Origin of the sequence: Arsukibacterium sp., from assembly GCF_033721375.1 — a bacterium.
In the GTDB taxonomy this organism is placed as follows: Bacteria; Pseudomonadota; Gammaproteobacteria; order Enterobacterales; family Alteromonadaceae; genus Alishewanella.
Genome location: NZ_JAWWAP010000013.1, coordinates 22308 through 43136 on the forward strand (window position 1 = coordinate 22308; position 20829 = coordinate 43136).

Annotated in this window: 14 protein-coding genes, 1 tRNA gene and 1 pseudogene; 11 read left to right on the forward strand and 5 right to left on the reverse strand. The window is 51.2% G+C overall.

Translation table 11 applies throughout. The features are described 5' to 3' along the window. Genes R3187_RS17795 through R3187_RS17820 form a run of 6 tightly spaced genes read left to right on the forward strand, consistent with a single transcriptional unit; the run spans window position 1 to window position 9181 of the window. Entirely contained in the window at window positions 1–573 is a 573-nt protein-coding gene (locus R3187_RS17795) for a nucleoside triphosphate pyrophosphatase (RefSeq protein WP_318968413.1), read from the forward strand. Continuing rightward, entirely contained in the window at window positions 570–2036 is a 1467-nt protein-coding gene (gene rng / locus R3187_RS17800) for a ribonuclease G (protein ID WP_318968414.1), read from the forward strand. Before R3187_RS17795 ends, rng begins: the two co-directional genes overlap by 4 nt. After that, window positions 2036–5893: a YhdP family protein gene (locus tag R3187_RS17805; RefSeq protein WP_318968415.1), complete on the forward strand. Its 3858-nt coding sequence runs from the start codon at window positions 2036–2038 to the stop codon at window positions 5891–5893. The genes rng and R3187_RS17805 overlap by 1 nt, the downstream gene beginning before the upstream one ends. After that, window positions 5883–6716 carry a carbon-nitrogen hydrolase family protein gene (locus R3187_RS17810; protein WP_318968416.1) on the forward strand — a complete coding sequence of 278 codons (834 nt, stop codon included), beginning with the start codon at window positions 5883–5885 and terminating at the stop codon, window positions 6714–6716. The genes R3187_RS17805 and R3187_RS17810 overlap by 11 nt, the downstream gene beginning before the upstream one ends. Next, complete coding sequence (gene tldD, locus R3187_RS17815) at window positions 6716–8155, forward strand: metalloprotease TldD (RefSeq protein ID WP_318968417.1); 1440 nt, start codon at window positions 6716–6718, stop codon at window positions 8153–8155. Before R3187_RS17810 ends, tldD begins: the two co-directional genes overlap by 1 nt. A gap of 30 nt (window positions 8156–8185) precedes the next feature. Beyond that, window positions 8186–9181: a branched-chain amino acid aminotransferase gene (locus R3187_RS17820; protein ID WP_318968418.1), complete on the forward strand. Its 996-nt coding sequence runs from the start codon at window positions 8186–8188 to the stop codon at window positions 9179–9181. Between the two features lie 88 nt (window positions 9182–9269). On the opposite strand, the gene yjgA is transcribed toward R3187_RS17820, so the two are convergent. After that, window positions 9270–9809: a ribosome biogenesis factor YjgA gene (gene yjgA / locus R3187_RS17825; RefSeq protein WP_318968419.1), complete on the reverse strand. Its 540-nt coding sequence runs from the start codon at window positions 9807–9809 to the stop codon at window positions 9270–9272. 173 nt (window positions 9810–9982) lie between these two features. Between yjgA and pmbA the strand changes: the two genes are divergently transcribed. Continuing rightward, entirely contained in the window at window positions 9983–11329 is a 1347-nt protein-coding gene (gene pmbA / locus R3187_RS17830; RefSeq protein WP_318968420.1) for a metalloprotease PmbA, read from the forward strand. Window positions 11330–11453: 124 nt separating this feature from the next. Here pmbA and R3187_RS17835 read toward each other — a convergent pair whose 3' ends face one another. Next, window positions 11454–13637 carry a M3 family metallopeptidase gene (locus R3187_RS17835; protein WP_318968421.1) on the reverse strand — a complete coding sequence of 728 codons (2184 nt, stop codon included), beginning with the start codon at window positions 13635–13637 and terminating at the stop codon, window positions 11454–11456. A gap of 204 nt (window positions 13638–13841) precedes the next feature. Then, window positions 13842–15761 carry an ATP-binding protein gene (locus tag R3187_RS17840; protein WP_318968422.1) on the reverse strand — a complete coding sequence of 640 codons (1920 nt, stop codon included), beginning with the start codon at window positions 15759–15761 and terminating at the stop codon, window positions 13842–13844. A 160-nt stretch (window positions 15762–15921) separates the two neighbouring features. On the opposite strand from R3187_RS17840, the gene R3187_RS17845 reads away from it, so the two are divergent. The 4 genes from R3187_RS17845 to R3187_RS17860 all read left to right on the forward strand — a co-directional run bounded on the left by R3187_RS17845 (window position 15922) and on the right by R3187_RS17860 (window position 19631). Further along, window positions 15922–15998, forward strand: a tRNA-Arg gene (locus tag R3187_RS17845). A gap of 136 nt (window positions 15999–16134) precedes the next feature. Then, complete coding sequence (locus R3187_RS17850) at window positions 16135–16767, forward strand: Tn7 transposase TnsA N-terminal domain-containing protein (protein ID WP_318968423.1); 633 nt, start codon at window positions 16135–16137, stop codon at window positions 16765–16767. Further along, window positions 16760–18613 carry a Mu transposase C-terminal domain-containing protein gene (locus tag R3187_RS17855; protein WP_318968424.1) on the forward strand — a complete coding sequence of 618 codons (1854 nt, stop codon included), beginning with the start codon at window positions 16760–16762 and terminating at the stop codon, window positions 18611–18613. Before R3187_RS17850 ends, R3187_RS17855 begins: the two co-directional genes overlap by 8 nt. A 1-nt stretch (window position 18614) precedes the next feature. Further along, window positions 18615–19631, forward strand: a complete 1017-nt coding sequence (locus tag R3187_RS17860; protein ID WP_318968425.1) for a TniB family NTP-binding protein — start codon at window positions 18615–18617, stop codon at window positions 19629–19631. Between the two features lie 40 nt (window positions 19632–19671). On the opposite strand, the pseudogene R3187_RS17865 reads toward R3187_RS17860, so the two are convergent. Next, a pseudogene (locus R3187_RS17865) lies at window positions 19672–19982 on the reverse strand (integrase core domain-containing protein); the annotation flags it as partial. Between the two features lie 300 nt (window positions 19983–20282). After that, window positions 20283–20825, reverse strand: a complete 543-nt coding sequence (locus R3187_RS17870) for a hypothetical protein (RefSeq protein ID WP_318968426.1) — start codon at window positions 20823–20825, stop codon at window positions 20283–20285. Between the last annotated feature and the right edge of the window lie 4 nt (window positions 20826–20829).

Below are 20829 nucleotides of genomic sequence, written 5' to 3' on the forward strand. Positions count from 1 at the left end.
ATGTATCCAGAAATAGCACTAGCATCTGCTTCACCCCGGCGTCGGGAATTGCTGCAACAAATCGGCGTACATTTTTCTCTGGTGCAGGTAGATGTCGATGAAAGCCTTAATGGCGATGAAAACCCCCGGGCTTACGTCACCCGCCTGGCCCAGGCCAAAGCTCAGGCTGGCGCGGCTAAAATACAATTTGCCCTGCCGGTGCTTGGTGCAGATACCATCGTGGTGGTTGAACAGCAAATTTTAGGAAAGCCGGTTAACCAGGCTGACTTCAGCCGGATGATGCAACTGTTATCCGGGCGCTGTCATCAGGTGCTGACGGCAGTGGCGCTGATTGGGCCGCAGCGCAGTGAAACCTGCTGTGTCACAACGGATGTCTGTTTCCGCGAGCTGACTGCTACCGATATTGCAGCCTACTGGCAAACCGGCGAGCCCCACGATAAAGCCGGTGGCTACGGTATTCAGGGCCAGGGCGGTCGCTTTGTCAGCCATATCAGTGGCAGCTACAGTGCTGTGGTCGGTTTACCACTTTGCGAAACAGATCTTTTATTACGTAACTGGCAGGAGCAGGCATGAGTGCAGAACTACTGTTAAACGTTACGCCCACGGAAACCCGGGTTGCCCTGATTGAAAACGGCGTGCTGCAGGAATTGCACATTGAGCGCCAGGCCAAGCTGGGGCTGGTTGGCAATATTTATGTCGGCAAAGTCAGCCGGGTATTACCGGGCATGCAGGCTGCTTTTGTCGATATTGGTCTGGACAAGGCCGCTTTTTTACATGCCTCTGACATTGTCCAACATAACGAAAGCAACGAGCAGGACGCTAAACCTGTCGTCAGTAAAGATATCCGGGTGCTGGTACGCGAAGGCCAGCATTTGCTGGTGCAGGTGGTAAAAGATCCACTTGGTACCAAAGGCGCCCGCCTGACCACCGACATTACCCTGCCTTCGCGCTATCTGGTGTTTATGCCCGACTCAAATCATGTCGGGGTATCGCAGCGGCTGGAAACCGAAGCCGAGCGCAAGCGCTTAAAAGATATTGTCAGTGAATGTCTGGATGACAGCGGCGGCTTTATTGTCCGCACAGCGGCTGAGGGTGCCGGCAGCGATGAGCTGATACAGGACGCAAAATTTTTAAAAAAACTGTGGAGCAAGATTGTAAAGCGCAAGCAGAAAACCCGGAAAGAGGGGGTGGTATACGAAGATTTAACCCTGAGCTACCGTATTTTACGTGATTTTGTTGGCAGCGAGCTGGAGCGGGTGCGGATTGACTCTAAAATTACCTATCAGCAGCTGACAGCCTTTTGCGAAGAGTTTATGCCGCATATCTCGACGTTACTGGAGTATTATCCCGGCGAGCGGCCGATATTCGATATGTTTGACGTTGAAAATGAAATTCAACGGGCGCTGGAACGCAAGGTACCACTGAAAAGCGGTGGTTATCTGATTATTGACCAGACCGAAGCGATGACCACTATTGATGTTAATACCGGTGCTTTTGTCGGCCATCGTAATCTGGAAGAGACTATATTTAATACCAATACTGAAGCAACCCAGGCCATCGCCCGCCAGCTGCGGTTACGCAACCTCGGTGGCATTATTATTATCGACTTTATTGATATGCAAAGTAGTGAGCATCAGCGCCGGGTCTACCACAGTCTGGAATTAGCCTTGTCGCGCGACCGGGCCAAAACTAATATCCATGGTTTTTCCGCGCTGGGTCTGGTCGAGATGACCCGCAAGCGCACCCGGGAAAGTCTGGAGCATATCCTGTGCTCCGAGTGTCCGGTATGTAAGGGGCGCGGTACGTTAAAAACAGTTGAAACAGTGTGTTTTGAAATTCTGCGGGAAATTGTCCGGGTAAACCGGGCGTATGCCGCCGATAAATTTGCAGTCTATGTGTCGCCGGTGGTCAAAGATGCGCTGACCACTGACGAATTTCACAGTCTGGCTGAATTGCAGGTTTTTATTGGCAAGCAAATTACCATTTACGGTGAACCGATGTACACGCAGGAGCAATTTGATGTGGTGATGATGTAGTGCAACAAGCAACCCGGGTCTGCCTTTATTGTTTACATAAACTCTGGCTGTTACTGGCCATTGGCCTGGTGCTGCTTGCTACTCTGGTTTCCGTTCTGCGCCTGACCCTGCCGTATGCTGACAGCTATAAACATCATCTGGAACAACTGATCGCAAACCGGATAGGCACCCAGGTGCAAATTGCAGAAATCAGTGCCAGCTGGCAGAAATCAGGGCCGGCCATGGTACTGAACGGCATGCAACTGGGTGGCCCGCAGCAGGACGTCCAGCTCAGTATTAAGCAAACCCGGGTCCATTTTGATTTCTGGCAAAGCTTGCGCAATCTGCAGCTGCGGGCCAAGCATTTTGAGCTTAGTGGCCTGCGTTATACTATCGACAGTGGCACCCTGCTTAGCCGGCCGCAACCCGAATTGCCACTGGATAGCAGTCCGGTTATCAGTGCGCTGGAACAATTATTTTTCCGCCAGCTCAATCACTTTACTCTGCTGAACAGCGAGCTGGTATTAACCGCTGCAGATAGCGATGATATTGTCATTGCTGTCCACAAGCTGGATTGGCGCAATCAAGGTGAACGCCATCAGGGCATTGGCGAACTGGCGGTTGCTGATATCACCGGCAATACCCTGAGCTTTATTATCGATTTATACGGTCCGGATTTAGACGAGGCATTTGGTCAGGTGTTTCTGGAAAGCCGTAAACTGGATGTGTTGCCCTGGGTCCAGCAATCCCTGCCAGCAATCGGACGGCTGGACCAGGCCGATATTAATTTTCAGGCCTGGGGCCGGGTTGAAAAAGGCGAACTGCACCGCTTTCAGATAGAACTGGCTGATAACAGCTTAAGCTGGCAACGACAAGGTAGCAGCCATCAGCTGAAACTGGGGCCGGGCCAGCTGTTATGGCATCCGACAGCCGAAGGCTGGTCACTATATTCCGGGCCGCTGCTGCTGTCTGATGGCCAGACTCAGTGGCCAGAGCTTACTGTGCAGTTGCACCGTAAACCCGTCGGCTGGCATGGTCAGCTACAGCAGCTAAAACTGGATGCATTGGCCCCACTCAGCCAGTTACTCAGTGATGAAATACCGCAACTGGCACCCCTGACGACCACTGAATTGCAGGGAGAGCTATCTCTGGCACAGTTTCAGGTGCAAAGTCAGGATAACTGGCAATTGCAGGGGGCACTGACCAATCTGCAAAAAACCGGCAGTGCTGATTTACCGGGCTTATCCGGCCTGGAAGGCCAGTTCTGGGCGGCTGCCGACGCTGCGGGTTTAACCCTCAGTGGCGGTGTAGGGGAGTTGCAGTGGGACACGATGTTCAGTGCGCCGATCCATTATCAGCAGCTGCAGCTAAGCCTGCTGGCCCGGCAAAACCAGGCTGGAACCTGGCAAATACAGTTGCCATCGGTTCTGGTTGAGGCAGACGATTTCGCTCTTAATGCCAGCATGCAGCTAAGTCTGCAGCAACAGCCGGAACTCAGTTTGTTTGCCACATTAACTGATGCCAGTGCCAACGACGTCGGCCGTTATCTGCCGTTGCGTTACCTGCCACAGAAAACCCGGGATTATTTAAAAGACGCCATTATTGATGGCAAACTGCAGCGGGCCAGCGTGTTATGGCAGGGTGCAGCGGCTGAGTTTCCGTTTGCAGGCAAACAGGGAATATTTCAGGTTGAGGCAAGGGTCAACGATGCCAACTTTGTGTTTAATCCGGACTGGCCTGCTTTAGAGCAGCTGCAAAGCCGCCTGTGGTTTGAAAACGCGGCGATGCAAATCAGTACGGACAGTGCCACTATCGGTGGTATTACGCTTGACGGCAAGGTGAGTGCTGAAATTGCCGATTTGCTGGACGCACAGTACCTGAGCATTGATATCGACAGTGCATTGCAGCTTAGTCAGGCAAGCGGGCTGATAAACGCCTCACCGCTGAAAGACAACTTAGGTAAGGTGCTGCAACAGCTGGCACCGCGGGGCGCGGCCCGGGCTGCTATTGAGCTGCAGGTTGCTTTACGTGAGCCCTCGGTACAGGCCAGCGGTGAGATCAGCCTGAATAAGGTTCAGCTTGATTTAACTGCACCTCAGCTGGCCATCCGCCAGTTAAGCGGCCGGGTAAATTTTCGTGACGCAGAACTCAGCGCTGATGATCTGAAGTTCAACTGGCGCGGCTTGCCGGTTACGGCCAGCCTGAGTGGCCAGCAACAGAATGAACAATATCTGTTTAATCTTAACGCGGCAGCAACTAACAACAGCAGCGAGCTGATTGAGGCTGTGTGGCCGGCAGCCAGCAGCTTAGTCAGCGGTGAGCTCGACTGGCAGCTGGCGTTAGCGCTGCAACTGCAGGCCGATGATTTTCGCTACAACTCGACCCTCAGCGCAGATTTAACCGACACCGCCTTACTATTGCCGGCGCCCTATCAAAAAGCCGCGGCCACGGCGGCGAAATTGCAGCTGCAGGTGGAAGGTGACAGCCGGCAGGGTCTGCTGACCTCAAATTATGCTGACCAGCTGTACTTCAGCGCTGAACTTGATCACAACAGCGGCCGGGTGCAACGGGCAAATCTGAGCCTGGGGCCGGAAGATGCCGGGCTAAGTGGCCCCGATTTTACTGTCGATGTCGATTTAAACCGCGCTGCGGTTCTGCCCTGGCAACAACTGCTGACTGAGCAGCTGTTTAGTCATAACCAGAATGACAGTGAGCTGATGCCGCCGCTGCGCCGGGTGCGGGGCCGGATTGGTAAACTGGATCTGGTTGGCGGCACGGCGTTAACTAACACGGTATTTGAACTGGAGCCCGAACCGGATAGCTGGCGCCTGCGCTTACATGGCACTGAAATAGCCAGTCGCTGGGCATTCAGTCGTGACTGGCAGCAACAGGGGCTGCAGGTGGAAATTGATTATCTGCATTTGCCACTGCCGCCGCAAAATGTGGTTGCAGCAAAGGAACAGCTGCTACCGCAGCTGCAGACCGAGCTATTGACGATGGCACCGCTTAGCGTCAGATGTAACGACTGTTCACTTGGCAACTACCGTTTTGGCCGGCTTGAACTGGCGGCACGCGGCCAGGGTGATCACTGGCAACTGACCGAATTTAACAGTCGTTACAAAAGCAGTGAACTGACCGCTCAGGGCAGCTGGTTCCCCGATCAGCAACTTGGTATAACCGAACTGAGTGGCCGGTTGCAAAGTCCGAATCTGGGGGCTCTGTTAAACGAATTTCAGCTGACGACCGGCATCAGCGGCAGCCGGGCCGATATAAACTTTAATTTTAACTGGCCGGCCGCGCCTGGTCAGTTTGAAGTGGCAAAACTGAATGGCCAGCTCCAGTTTAATCTGGGAGAAGGGGCGTTAACTGAAGTCAGCGATCAGGGGGCGCGGCTGTTTTCTATTTTCAGTCTCGACTCGCTGGTGCGCAAGTTAAAACTGGATTTTCGCGATGTATTCTCCAAAGGGTTCTTTTATAACAAAATGAACGGTAGTCTGGCGTTGCATCAGGGCGTAGTGCAAACCAGCGATACCATTATCGATGGTGTACCGGGTAATCTGGCTATTCAGGGCTATGCTGATTTAGTCAGTCAGCAGCTGGACTATCAGATGTCATTCTCGCCCAAGGTCACCTCCAGTTTGCCGGTTATTATTGCCTGGATGGTGAACCCGGCAACCGGCCTGGCAGCGCTGGCGCTGGACGAAGTGTTTCAGTCGGCCGAAGTGATCTCCCGGATTAACTTTACCGTTACCGGTACCTTTGACAAACCGGTGGTAACCGAAGTAAATCGCCACAGTACTGAAGTACCGGTACCGGTGCGGATAGCGCAACCCGAGACTCTTATCAACGCAGAGGAGCAACAGCCCCGTGGCGACTAACTGGCGTTTATCGGCAATTCAGTTAACCAGTGGCCCTGAGCCAGCGGCTAATCTGGCCGCTGTCAGGCAGTATTTGCAACAATTGCCCCAGGCAGAGCAGCATCTGGTGCTGCTGCCAGAGTGCTTTGCCGTGTTCGGTGGTAGTGACAAATTACAACTGGCGCATCAGGCAGCCATTGGCGAAGGCGAAATTCAGCAGGCCTGCCGCCAGCTGGCCAGAGAGTTCAACGTTTTTCTGGTGGCCGGCAGTCAGCCCACGACTACCTCAGATCCTAATCGTTTTGCGGCCAGTAGCCTGGTTTACAGCCCCAAGGGCGAGCTGCTGGCCGACTATCAGAAACTACACTTATTTGATGTTAATGTCGCTGACAATACCGGCAGCTATCGGGAGTCGGCCACCACCCTGGCGGGACAAAAGATCAGTGTATGTCAGTTGCCCGGCCTGAAACTGGGGCTGAGTATATGCTATGATGTGCGCTTTCCAGGCTTAATGCAGGCATTAGCCGCGCTGGGAATGCAGGTCCTGACGGTGCCATCCGCATTTACCCGGCCTACCGGAGTGGCACACTGGCATACCCTGCTGAGAGCCAGGGCGATAGAAAACCAGTGTTTTGTGCTGGCAGCGAATCAGACCGGGGTGCATGCTAATGGCCGCGAGACATTTGGTCACAGCCTGATTATCGACCCCTGGGGCGAAGTTCTCGCAGATGCAGGCACCGGGCCGGGTTGGGTATCGGCACTGGTTGACCTTAGCCAATGCCAGCAATTGGGCCAGAAAATGCCGGTCCACCAGCATAATCGTTTTAACAGTGAGCTGAAATAATGAATGCAGTTGAACAGAATTTAATTACCGCCTCCGATCTCAGCATGGCCGATCTGGAGCATAGCCTTGGCTATTTATTTGGTCATCAGCTCGATTATGCCGATTTGTATTTTCAGTCCAGTGTCCATGAATCCTGGGTACTGGAAGATGGCCTGGTAAAAGATGGCTCCTTTAATATCGAACGCGGTGTGGGGGTGCGGGCCATCAGCGGTGAAAAAACCGGTTTTGCCTATGCCGACACCATCAGTGCGGCAGCGTTGCAGCAAGCCGCAGGCGCAGCGCGGGGCATTGCCAGCCATGGCCAGCAGGGCCGGGTTAAAGCGTTCAGCAGAAGTGGCAACAGCAATATTTACTTACCCTGTGAGCCGCTGCAAAGCCTCAGCAATACTGAAAAAGTGGCGCTGTTAAACCAGATTGAAGCTTTTATCCGCACCCTGGACAGCCGGGCCGAGCAGGTAATGGTCAGCTTGTCCGGTGTATACGAAGAAGTGTTAGTGGCCGCCAGCGATGGCACCTATGCTACCGATATCCGGCCGCTGGTCCGCTTAAACTGTTCGGTATTACTGGAGCAGGATGGCCGGCGTGAACGCGGCAGTGCCGGCGGCGGTGGCCGCACCGATTATCTTTATTTCAGTGAGCTGGTTAATGAGCAGCCGCGCTGGCAGCACTATGCCCGCGAAGCGGTGCGGATGGCCCAGGTTAACTTAACGGCAGTTGACGCCCCGGCCGGCACCATGCCGGTGGTGCTGGGCTCAGGCTGGCCCGGCGTGCTGCTGCACGAAGCGGTAGGCCATGGCCTCGAGGGTGACTTTAACCGCAAAGGCTCATCTACTTTCAGCGGTAAAATTGGCCAACAGGTGGCCTCTAAGCTGTGCACTATTGTCGATGATGGTACCCTGGCGCACCGGCGTGGCTCGCTTAATGTCGATGACGAGGGTGTGCCAAGCCAGCATAATGTGCTGATCGAAAAAGGCATTCTGAAAGGCTATATTCAGGATAAACACAATGCGATGCTGATGGGCGTTAACCCTACTGGTAACGGCCGGCGCGAGTCATTTGCCCATTTACCGATGCCGCGGATGACCAACACCTATATGCTGGCCGGCGAGCATGATCCGGCCGAGATTATTGCCAGCGTCAAAAAGGGCATCTATGCGCCGAATTTTGGTGGTGGCCAGGTGGATATCACCTCAGGTAAGTTTGTCTTTTCGGCCTCCGAGGCCTATTTAATTGAAGACGGTAAAATCACCAGCCCGATAAAGGGCGCTACCTTAATTGGTAACGGTCCGGCGGCGATGCAGCAGGTATCGATGGTCGGTAACGACTTAGCCCTGGATACCGGGGTAGGCGTTTGTGGAAAACAGGGCCAGAGCGTGCCGGTCGGCGTAGGTCAGCCGACCTTAAAACTGGATGCAATGACCGTCGGCGGCACCCAATAACTGAATAAAAATTAACAACAGGAAGCAACAATGGCTGCATTTGGTAGTGTTTTTATGCCACAGATGGCATTAACCCGTTTTGAGCAGGGCGCCTGGAGCACCCCGCAAATTGTTCCGGCAGACAGTATCAGCCTGCACCCCGGTGCGCATGTGCTGCATTATGCCAGTACCTGCTTTGAAGGTTTAAAAGCGTTTAAACACAGCGACGGCTCAATTAATTTATTCCGGATGGAAAAAAACGTTGCCCGCTTAATTCAGAGCAGCCAGTTGCTGTCTCTACCGCAGCCAGACAGTGCGACGTTAAGCCAGATGATTATTGATATCGTCAGTCAGTACGCCAGCGATGTGCCAGAGCCGCCGGGTTCAATGTATATCCGGCCGACCCATATTGGTACCGAGGCTGCTATTGGTAAAGCCGCCGCGCCAACCGCCAGCTCGATGCTGTATGTGCTGTTATCGCCGGTGGGGGATTACTTTGCCGGTGGCAGTAAGCCACTGCGCTTATTACTGGAGCAAAACGGCGCCCGCTGTGCCGCCCATATGGGTATGGTAAAAAGCGGTGGTAACTACGCCAGCGCGCTGCAACCTATTTTAAAAGCCCGCGCCAGTGTGCAGGCCGATCAGGTACTGTTTTGCCCGGGTGGCGATGTCCAGGAAACCGGCGCCGCCAACTTTTTATTAATTGACGGCAATGAAATTATTACCAAGGCGCTGGACAGCAGCTTTCTGCACGGCGTTACCCGTGATTCAGTACTGACATTAGCCCGCGATCTGGGCATGACGGTATCGGAGCGGGAGCTCAGCGTAACTGAGTTGCTGGAACGGGCGGCCAAACCGGGTACCGAAGCGGCATTATCAGGCACAGCAGCGGTACTAACCCCGGTCGGCACCTTAATTGCCGATGGTACCGAACATAAAGTCGGTAACGGCGAAGGCGGCCCGGTTACCTTAAAACTGCGCCAGGCCTTAAATGATATTCAGTGGGGCCGCGCCGAAGATAAGCATGGCTGGTTAACCCGTATTTAAGGTTACTGACCAGAGAAGTAATAAAGCCAGCTATTCGCTGGCTTTATTATTTTTCGAAAATGTGGGCAAACCGATGGCAGCTCACACCCTAACCGTTCTCGCCTGCCATAATTACCGGCCGGATTAACTGAAACAGTTCACGGTAGGCTTTCGGTGGCTGCTCTTTTTCCCGCTCTTTTTTCGCCTGACGGATCAATAAGCGCAGTTGCTGCACTTCAATGTCCGGGTACGCTGCGACAAACTCCGTTAACGCATCATCGTTAGTCAGCAGCTTGTCGCGCCACTTTTCCACTTTATGAAACTGCTTATCAGCCGCCTGTTTAGTGTTACGCATTACCGCCAGCGCCTGCTCTATCTGCTCAACATCACGGGTGCGCATTAAGCGGCCAATAAACTGAATATGGCGGCGCAGCGCTTCACGCTTTTTGGCCAGCTTATCGGCCAGCTCCAGCGCATCCAATAACTCTTCATCCAGCGGTACCTTGGCGCGGGCAGCCGGGCTTAGCGCCACCAGCTCTTCCCCCAGGGTCTGCAGGGCGTGCATTTCACGTTTTATCTGGCTTTTGCTGATATGGTCTGGTTGCTCCAGCCATTTGCTGTCGCCATATTTAAATTCGGTTTCGGTCATGGTGCGTCTTCATTTGCATAGTTGAGCTAAGTATATCACTTAAGTTAGCCGGTTAAGTAGAACACTGCAGCGTTGTCGTTAAACTAAGTGTGTTAAAACTCAGCTTAGCTGGCAGCAGGCTTTGGCAGTCTATGGTAAGCTTGGCACAAATAGCGTGATGAGCAAGAGTGAATATGCAAGCAACAGAACAAAACGTCTGGCAGGAAATTGCCGAAGTTAAAGATGCGGTCAGTGCCGTGCTGGCCCGCGCCAAAGCACTGGGAGCCAGCAGTGCAGAAGCCTCAATGAGCCGCACCCGTGGTTTAAGCGTCGAAACCCGTCATGGCGAGGTGGAAACGGTTGAGTTTAATCAGGACGGTGGCCTTGGCATCAGTTTATATTTCGGCCAGCGCAAAGGCTCGGCCTCTACCGCTGACTTAAGCCCGCAGGCGCTGGAGCGGGCGGTGGCGGCTGCGGCCGATATTGCCCGTTACACCTCGGAAGACCCGCACGCCGGGGTGGCTGACAAGGCCTGGCTGGAATTCAGCCCGCCGGATTTAGATTTATTCTACCCTGACAGTATCAGTACTGAGCTGGCTATCAGCTTATGTGCCGGCGCTGAAGAGGCGGCTTTTGCCACTGATAAGCGCATTACCAACTCTGAAGGGGCCTCATTCTCATCGCACCAGGGCTTAAAAGTCTATGGCAACAGCCATGGCCAGCTGGTGGGTTATCCCAGCTCACGTCACAGCTTCAGCTGTGTGATGATTGGCGAGCAGGACGACGATATGCAGCGCGACTACAGTTTTACTGTCGCCCGTCAGTACAGCAAATTACTTGACCCGAAACAAATTGGCCGCGAAGCCGCGCTTGAGACCGTCGCCAGGCTTGGCGCCCGCCAGGTGCCTACCCAGAAAGTGCCGGTTATCTTCCGGGCCGATATTGCCAGCAGCCTGTTTGGCCATCTGGTATCGGCCATCAGCGGTGGCAGTATTTACCGTAAATCCAGTTTTTTACTGGATAAAGTTGGCAAGCAGGTCATGGCATCAGGCGTTACTGTTAATGAGCAGCCGCATCTGCCACAGGCGCTGGCATCCAGCCCGTTTGATGCCGAAGGCGTCAAAACCCGCGATTTGGCGGTGATTGAAAACGGTGTATTAAACACTTACCTGACCACCAGCTATTCTGCCCGTAAGCTGGGTATGGCCAGTACCGGCCATGCCGGTGGCATTCATAACTGGCTGATTAGCCATGGCAATGATGACCTGGCAGCGTTGTGCCGGCAAATGGGTAAAGGCTTACTGGTAACCGAACTGATGGGCCAGGGCGTTAATACCGTAACCGGCGATTACTCGCGTGGCGCCAGTGGCTTCTGGGTCGAACATGGCGAAATTCAGTTTCCGGTGGCAGAAGTAACCATTGCCGGTAATCTGGCCGATATGTTTATGAATATTGCAGCCGTTGGTAATGATGTCGACCGGCGCGGTGGCGTACTTACCGGCTCGGTGCTGATTAGTCAGATGCAGATAGCCGGGGTGTAACTGGCCGTTTAATGATTAAAAGTAGCAGCAATAAAAAAAGCCCGGTTAACTTAACCGGGCTTTTTTGTAGTAATTGATATGTGAACCGGCTTCTTTACGTCAGCCGGTTCGACATTCTGACTGCTTAATCTACTTTGGTTTTCAGGCCGCGGCGGATTAACAGCGCATCAGTAGTGGGCTCCTGGCCTCGGAATGCTTTGTATGATTCCATAGTAGGGCGTGAGTTACCGACTTCCAGAATGTTTTTCCGGTAGTGATCACCATTTTCGCGGGTTAAACCACCGCGTGACTGCACATAGGCAAACGCATCGGCAGCCAGAATTTCACTCCACATATAGGCATAGTAACCGGCTGAATAACCGCCACCCATTGAATGGGAGAAAAACGGTGATTTATACCGCGGTGGTACTGCCGGTAAATCGATGCCGTGCTTTTTCAGCGCAGCAGCTTCAAAGCTGTTGACATCCTGCAGCGGCTCATCGGCTGACACTGAGTGCCATTCCATGTCCAGCAGCGCAGCTGACATATACTCTAAGGTATCGTAGCCCTGGTTAAAGCTGCGTGACCGCAGAACTTTATCCAGCAATTCTTTTGGAATAGGCTCACCGGTTTCATGGTGTTTGGCATAGTTAGCTAACACTTCAGGATGCTGGGCCCAGTCTTCCTCGAACGTTGACGGGAACTCTACAAAGTCACGCGATACCGCGGTACCGGCTAAGGTTGGATACTTCACATCAGAGAACATACCGTGAATACCATGGCCCAGCTCGTGGAAAATGGTCGTGGTATGGTCATAACTGATCAGCGTCGGGTTGCCTTCAGGTGCCTTTGGAATGTTCATCACATTCACCACTACCGGCTTGGTACCTAACAGGTGCGACTGACCAACAAAAGAGCTCATCCAGGCGCCACCACGTTTGCCTTCCCGGGCAAAGTAGTCAGCATAGAAAATAGCCAGGCTGCTGCCGTCAGCGTCAAACACTTCATAGGCTTTTACGTCCGGGTGATATACCGGTAAATCCGGCCGTGGTTCAAAGCGGATGCCGTAAAAGCGGTTTAAGGTGTAAAACACGCCGTCTTCCAGTACCCGGTTAAACTCGAAGTATTTCATTACTTCGTTTTCGTCTAAATCATACTTGGCCTGACGCACCAGCTCGGCATAGTATTCCCAGTCCCAAGGCTGGGCTTCAAAATCACCGCCTTTCTGCTTGATCATCGCATTGATATCAGCCAGTTCTTTTCTGGTGTTCTCAACCACGGCCGGTACCATGCTGCCCAGCATGCTGAATACCGCTTCAGGGGTTTTGGCCATTTGCGCTTCCAGACCATAGCTTGCCCAGTTCGGGTAGCCCAGTAATTTGGCACGTTCTGCCCGCAGTTGTGCTAAGCGGGCCACCAGTGGTGTATTGTCATATTCACCGCTCTGAGCACGGAAGGCCGACGCTTCCCATACCCGCTTGCGCAGTTCACGGTTATGCAGCTGGCTTAATACCGGCTGGCGGGTGGTGTTGGTAATGCTCAGCAGGTATTTACCTTCATGGCCAGCCGCTTTGGCAGCATTGGCGGCAGCGGTGATCTGGGCATCGGTTAACCCGGCCAGCTCTTCTTTGCTGTCGACGACTACGGCGATGTTTTTGGTTTCAGCCAGCAGGTTCTGTGAAAATTTGGTGGTCAGGTTAGAGTGTTCTTCATTCAGCGCACGGATAGCGGTTTTCTGCTCTTCAGTAAGCTCGGCACCGGCCCGGACAAAGCGGTCGTAATATACTTCCGCTAACCGGATGCTCTCGGCATCCAGTTCTGAATTATTGCGGTTGTCATAAATGGCTTTCACCCGGGCAAACAGGGCCGGGTTCAGACTGATGTTATCAGAGTGGGCGGCCATCTTAGGGGCCAGTTCAGACTGAATTTTCCTACGTTGCTCGTTGCTGTCGGTACCGGTCAGATTGTAAAACACCCGGGATACCCGGTTTAACATGTCACCGCTTTTTTCCATGGCCACCAGGGTGTTTTCAAAAGTAGCTGGCTCCGGGTTATTGGCAATGGCTTCTATTTCTGCCATGTGCAGCTTCATGCCTTCGGTGAACGCCGGCATAAAATGCTCATCTTTAATGGCGTTAAAATCAGGCGCCTGGTATTGCAGGCTGCTTGGCTGGTAAAAAGGATTAGTGCTGGTCACTTCGGTATTCTCTGCGGCTGAAGATGTGGTTTCTGCCTGTGCCGGGTTGGTTTGAGCAGGGGCAGTATTGTCTGAGCAGGCGCTCAGCGCGAAAATGGCACCCATCGCAGTAGCGAGTAATGTTTTGCGCATTGTTATGTCTCCGTGGCGTGGTTGCGGCTTGGGCCGCTAGTCATTATTATCAGCTGTGCTATTTAAGATCTTATCCAAGAACTTATACAAGATCTTATGCAAGGTCAGCTGTAGCTAAAATAGTATGCCAAAAATGGCAGTAAAATGCCGGGCTTTGCAGCCAATGGTAAGCAAATTAAGATAAAACCCGGTTAAGTGCAAATTTTAACCGGCTTCAGCGTCAGCAGCAGGCAATTCAAAGTAAAAACAGCTGCCCTCGGGCTGGCGCTGATAACCAATCTGGCCCGCCATCTGCTCAATTAATGCTTTACTGATCGCAAGCCCTAAGCCAGTGCCACCGTGGCGGCGGCTGTCCTGACTATCGGCCTGGGCAAAACGCTGAAACAGTTGCGGTAAAAACTCACTGCTAACGCCGCTGCCCTGATCAATAATACTGACCTGGATCTGCTGATTTTGTTCCGTTAAGCTGATTTCCACCACGCTGTCAGCAGGTGAAAATTTCACCGCATTGGCCAGCAGGTTCAGACATACCTGGCTTAACCGAACTTTATCGGCCAGCACCCGATATGGTTTGTCCGGGTCGCAACGGATAACCAGTTGTTGTTTATGCTGCATGGCGGCAATCTGGGTAATGCTTTGCTGCAGCAGCGGGATAAGTTCAACGGTTCTGATATCAAAGCGCATTTTGCCACTGGCCAGCCGCTCGGTATCCAGTAAATCATTAATCAGCTGATTTAACTGACCACAGCTGTTATGGGCCATTGTCAGCATTTTCTGCGCCGGGCGGTTCAGCTCACCGAGCGCGCCACCAATCGCCAGGCCCAGTGCGCCATTAATGGCTGTCAGGGGTGTGCGTAATTCATGGCTGACGGTTGCAACAAATTCATTTTTCAGTTTTTCAGTCCGTTTTTGCTCGGTAATATCTCTGATCAGTAACAGCTGACGCTGCTGCTGTCCCGGTTGCAGCCAGCTGCGGGACAACGACAAATCAAACTGAGAGCTATCCTGGCGCAATCCGCTGCCTTCAAACTGCTGGTCCGGTGCTGATGTTGCGCTGTATACGGCTTCAATACTTTGAGTGGTAGCCAGTAACATTGACCAGTGTAAGCCCCGTAAACTGCCGGGCGGATAATCAAACAAGCGGTAGCACGACAGGTTAGCGTCTTCAATAATCCCTGCTTCACTAGTAACTATAATGGCGTCGAGCACGTTGTCGGTTACCGCCCGCAGGTACGTTTCGCTGTGGCTGAGCTCCGCGGCAGTGGCCCGCAACTGCTGGCGTGAGTAAAACAGCCAGGCGAGCAGGGTTAGCAGGCAAAATGTCGCCAGATACAAGCCGGCCCGTAACCAGGAGGTGCGGTTAGTTACCACATCGGTGGCTCTGATAGCCATCTGCCAGTTGGCACCACGAATGGCCAGGTTCAGCAACAGGCTGTCGTCATAAAATAAATCCGGCTCACCAAAGAACGCGTTGCCATACTCAGCTTGCCCCGGGTCACGGGCACGCAATGCTATCATCACATTTTGCTCAGCGGCACTGGCAGCAAGCAGTGACCAGATGGTTTCAATGTTAACCACGGTACTTAAAATGCCCCAGTAATTATCGTCCGGGATAAACAGCGGTAAACGGTAAATAAACGCCTGACCACCCTGCACCAGCCGCACCGGGCCCACCAGCCGCGCCTGGCCACTGCGGATTGTTTCTGCCACCACCGGCCACTGGTCGGGTAAATCGGGGTAATATAAGTTTAAGGCCCGCTCATTGCCGGCCAGCGGATAAATATATTGCAGCCGGTTACCCGGTGCCACGCCAATATTGCGGATATGCTTGGCCTGCTGTACCAGGCCGGGCAGCAAAATATCCAGCTCGGCTTTATCGACCTTACCGTCACTGGCTTTGACATACGAGGCCAGGCCAACGGTTAAGTACAACGGAATATTAAGCTCTGACTCCAGCAACGCTTTCAGCTGGCCGGCACTGGCCACTTCATGGCGTAGTTGCTGGCTGCGGATAAGTTGCTGTTCATGGTTTACCAGTACCTCGGTTGCCAGCATAGCGATTGCGGCCAGCCCCAGTAGTAACAACCAGTGCCAGTAGCGCAACGCCTTGAAAAAACTAACCATTCAATAAGGTTCCCAAACCACAATAAAGCTACTCTAGCCTGTCATCGTTGGCGGTGCAATCACGGCTATTGAACTGTTTGCCTAAAAAACGCACTGCCAGGTAATAGACTTACAGCAAAAGCCTGTCTATAATGCGCGCTCGCACCAAAGTGCGACGGTTGCACCCGTAGCTCAGCTGGATAGAGCGCTGCCCTCCGGAGGCAGAGGTCAGAGGTTCGAATCCTCTCGGGTGCACCAAAACAATCAACCGCCATTTCGGCGGTTTTTTGTTTTTAGTGTCGTTTTAAGCATAAGTTGAACTTTTTTAAGCATAACTTGCGCTTTTGTCATTATCTGCCACGCTTATGTAACTTTGTTACGAAAGTGACTGGGCGTGCAGAAACGAAAAATTACTAAGTCTGCAGTTACCAATATCTTCAGGTTTGTCTCCTGCCACAAGCCCGACCCTGTCACCGTCGAAGGTTACAACGAATTCATAGCTTGTCATTACTTTGAATTCTCCCCCCAGGTCATCAATTTCGAAGCCCAACCTCAGCGTTTTGCCTTTCCGCTGGAAAACAGTAATCGGCCTCTTATCTACACTCCTGACTTTTTAGTTCGGCTGCACGACCAGCAGGAAGTATATTTCGAAATCAAACCCCACAGCATCACTCTCACCGATAAGTTTAGACAAAAGTGGCAGTTGTTACAAAAGGCATTTGGCGAAAGAGATCTGAGCTTAGAGCTGGTAACTGACAGGCAACTGATGCGTGGTCAAATGGCTGAGAACCTGAAGCTGGTTCATCGCTATATGACACGTGAAGGCGTAACCGAAGAGCAGGCGCTAATTATATCGCGCCTTACCGGCGGCCCGCAGTCACTGAGTGACATATCTATCGGAATTCAAACATCAGAAAACAACACGGAAGGTTTACTGCTGAATCTGGTAGCTAAGAAACTGGTGTCGTTTCCGCTTTATGCTGAGTTGAACTCTGACACCGTCTTTGCGAGGGTTAATCATGGCTAACGTGTTCGAGCAACTTTTCCCAATACCCGCAGATGTGACCCATGACACAGCGAGAGAAGCACTTCTCGCTGAAGTAAAACAGTGCCTGGATAAAACCGAGTCGTATGAACATCTTGACGCATTGCCAGAGCGGGAGCGTGAACAAGCAGTGTTCCGCTGGAGAGTGCTCAGCAGAGTTACTGAGCTTTGTCATGGCGTTTTTTCTGAGCAGCGCTTGAAAACTATTCTCCCTGAACTTGAGTCTGAGTTTGCGGCGCTAACCCCCTCAATATCTACTATCCGGCGTTGGGCTAAAGTTTACCAAGAGTCTGGAAGGTCAATTAAAGCGTTAGCGCCTAACAGCAGCGGGCGCGGTAATAAAAGCAAAAGACTAAATCCGGAAATGGAAGAGTTAATCCAGCAAGCGCTGGACAGAATTAAGGATGCCAAATCGGGTGCAGTCTCCAGCGCCTACAGTTATCTCCAGCATTTAGTGTTTCAGTATAACCAAAGGTCTGATCTAAAACTTAGGGCGCCTTCAATTCAGACATTCTGGGCGCGCTTTAAGAAAATTTCCCCGTATGAGATGGCAGTAAAACAGAAAGGAAAGTTTAAGGCGAACAAGGAATTCAAACACATCGGTGAAATGGTAAAAACAAACCGACTCCTGGAGCGGGTAGAAATTGATCATACTAAGCTCGATTTTTTTGTTGTCGAGAAAGAAAGCTTCATTCCACTCGGCCGACCTTGGATTACGACACTCTGTGATGTGCATTCGCTCTCTGCGCTGGGGTTCTATATTGGGTTCACACCACCAAGTTTTGTAGCTGTTGCCAGAGCGCTAAAGCATGCTTTGTTACCCAAAGACTATGTATTGAGGCGATATCCTGAGATTAAAAATACTTGGCCCTGTTTCGGTAAGCCGGAGCTCATAGTCTCTGATAATGGCAAAGAGTTCGATGATAAGGATTTCAAGTTGGTATTGGGCAAGCTGTTGATTAATTCAGGCAAGAATCCAACAGCAACGCCCTATCTAAAACCAATTATCGAAAGGCACTTTGGGAAACTGAATTCTGAATTACTGCGAGCACAACCCGGTCATACTTTGGCTTCATTAAAAGGCTCAGCAGATTATGATCCCGCTAAAACTGCTGTTGTTGATATGGATAGGTTGCTGCAGATTATCCATATCTGGATTTGTGACATTTACCAGGCAGGCCCGAATGCAAAACGAGACCGCATCCCTAACCATACATGGAAGAAAGCGTTTGAAAAGTTTGCTCCTGTTCAAACTGAGTACGATGTTGAAGATTTGAATCTGACTTTTTGTCGGGCACTTAGCGGCCAGTTGCGGCGGGATGGAGTGACGTTCAGGCACCTTCGGTACTCCAGTCATGCTTTGGCTGAGCTCCGGGCGAAAGTTGGTGATCATCAGGTTATTTTTAAGGTAGATCCAGAGAATCTTGGATACATCTATGTTTCCAACCAGGTGACCCAGTCTTTTTTAAAAGTGCCGGCAGTTAAATTTGAGTATGCGTCTTCAGTAACGCTGCATCAGCACAAGATCAACTGTATTGCTGCCAGGCAAGAGGTCGGAGATAGCTATTGCGATGATGATATTCAGGAAGCCAATAGTCGTATTCACCAGTTGGTTGACGAGGCTTTCTCGGCAAAAGCAAGATCATCAAAACGCACAGGCCGAACATCTAAAGCTGCGAGGTATGTCGAAGACTCTAAGCGTGCAAAAGCTTTGGCTACTGAAAAACAGGATGAAGTTGTGAGCTTAACTTCTGACTCCAATGCCGGAGACGAACCGAAGAAGATACCAAGTAAGCCTGTAGACACCACTGGCTGGGAGTTCCTTTAACATGACCGCAAAACTCAGTGAAGAAGACATCAAGGCAAAGCTAGCTCGTTTTCGTTCAGCATTTCTTGCAAGCCCGTTTCTAAAAGCCGTGCTAAATGAGCTTGATGAATGCAGGGAGCTGTCAAAGCTTGGTGGCGACCCTGAATGCATAATTGTTACCGGTGATACGGGAGCCGGTAAAACATCACTCATTAACAAGTATCTCGAATTGAATGCAAGAAACGATTCATACGAAGGCACTCTCATACCCGTGTTGTCGACCACTTTGCCTGGCGAGGCCAATTCAGTGGCACTGTTTCAACAAATTTTAGCTGATCTGGGACATCCGTATCCATTCGAGTCTAGCAACGAAGTTGCACTACGAAAGCAAATCAAGGCGATAGCCCAGAACTGTGGATTAGAGCTAATTATTATCGACGAGTTCCAGCACTTGATAGAGCGGAAAAGCCTGAAAATACTTAAGGAAACGGCAAATTCCATTAAAAGCCTGATAGTCGATACCAAAATCCCAATGGCGCTATTTGGTATGCCGTACAGTTCAGTGATCTTGGGCAGCGTCAGTCAGCTATCGAGCCGCTTCGAGCGCCGCAGAATACTTAGTCCATTCCGTATCAGTACTGATAGCGAGTTACAAAACTACCAGGCTTTCTTATCGAAGTTTGAGACGCTTATGGAGTTAGCGGAACCCTCAGAACTCGCATCGGAAGAAATGTACCGCAGATTGTATTCGTACTCGAGCGGAAACTTCAGAAAGTTGAAAAACCTTCTGAACGAAGCATTTAAAGCTGCTCTTGAGAACGGCGAACGTAGTATCAGCCAGAAACGACTTGCTGAAACGGCAAGTCAACGGAGCTCTGTTATCACGGAAACTAACAATCCTTTTTTGTTACCGATAGAGAAATTAAAAATTTCGGAACCTGGGGAGTATGTTGGTTGGGATGACTATAATCAGGGAAAAGGAGGTAATGTTCAGTTTAAAGATAAACCGAAGGTGCTTAACTTTTCTGACGTGTTTTGACTGTGTAGTTGCCTCCACTAAAACGGACTAATACAACTAACTAACTTGCCATTTTGAGAGCCATATACTCTCGCAGTGACATCATTTTCAATACGCTGTGCGGATGGAAGCTATTAAAATCTTAGAACCAACCGGCAAGCTGAGTGATCACCGATGCTACATCAGGTCGCTGGCTCAGACAGACATAATCACGTTTGAATGTCTTCACGAACGTTTCAACCATACCATTACTTTCAGGCTTCTGACAGGCATAGTGCACACTTTAAAGCCAAGTGTTTTGGCGAGATTAAGTGTTTCTTCGGCAACATAGCAGCTGCCGTTATCCGTTAGCCACTCAGTTTTCTGAGGAAGGTTAAACAGAGCAAAGTCTCGAGTTTTTCCTTCCAACTATAGCCTTATTGGAATGCCCCAGATATGTGATATCTGAAATGGTCTTTTATATGTCCAACAAAACTATCTTTATTCCATGAAGAAAGTACCATAACAACTCTCCTAAAAATTAGGAGAGTTGTTATGGTTTGAATATTAAGTCTTCTTTTGGGACAGAGCCGGAACTCCTGTGGCTCGGACTCGCTCACACTTCATTTGATTCAGAAATCTCCGCAGTATGATATGCCAGCATGGCCGGAACACTTACAGCATAAATGCTAATCATTGTTCTGAGACTATTACATAATAGTGCTGAGGCGCGTCCCCATATGGACGTCGAGTATCTACCCGCACACATGGTCTCCCATCGCAGCTCCGAATGTCGTATTCCTGTTTTATGCCTTCTATTTTCTCGCTCAGCATTGCATGCTCTTGAAGAAGTCTCTGAATGTTATCAACGGTTGGAATCTTTCCGGTGTAGTGAAGCCAACATCCAAAGGAAATTAGAATGAGCCAAGGGAAAAATACAATTACGGAAAACATTAGAAATGAGGATTTTCGTGCTGTTCTAAATTCGCTCGATGCGGCTCTCGCCTCGTCCCTAGCAACTTTGAAGTCGCCAAGAATCTGCTCAGTAATATCCTTCACTGATTTTTTCGAAGCTTGTGCGGCTTCGCTATGAATGCTTTCAGCGGTCCGGCGTAATATATTTGATTGGTGACTTAATTCTTTGGTTAGTTGTTCAAGGTGCTCTTGACTCATTTGGCTTGCAGTTAACAGGTTAAATGACGAGTCTACCAGAGTATGAAATTTTTTTTCATCCATAGCC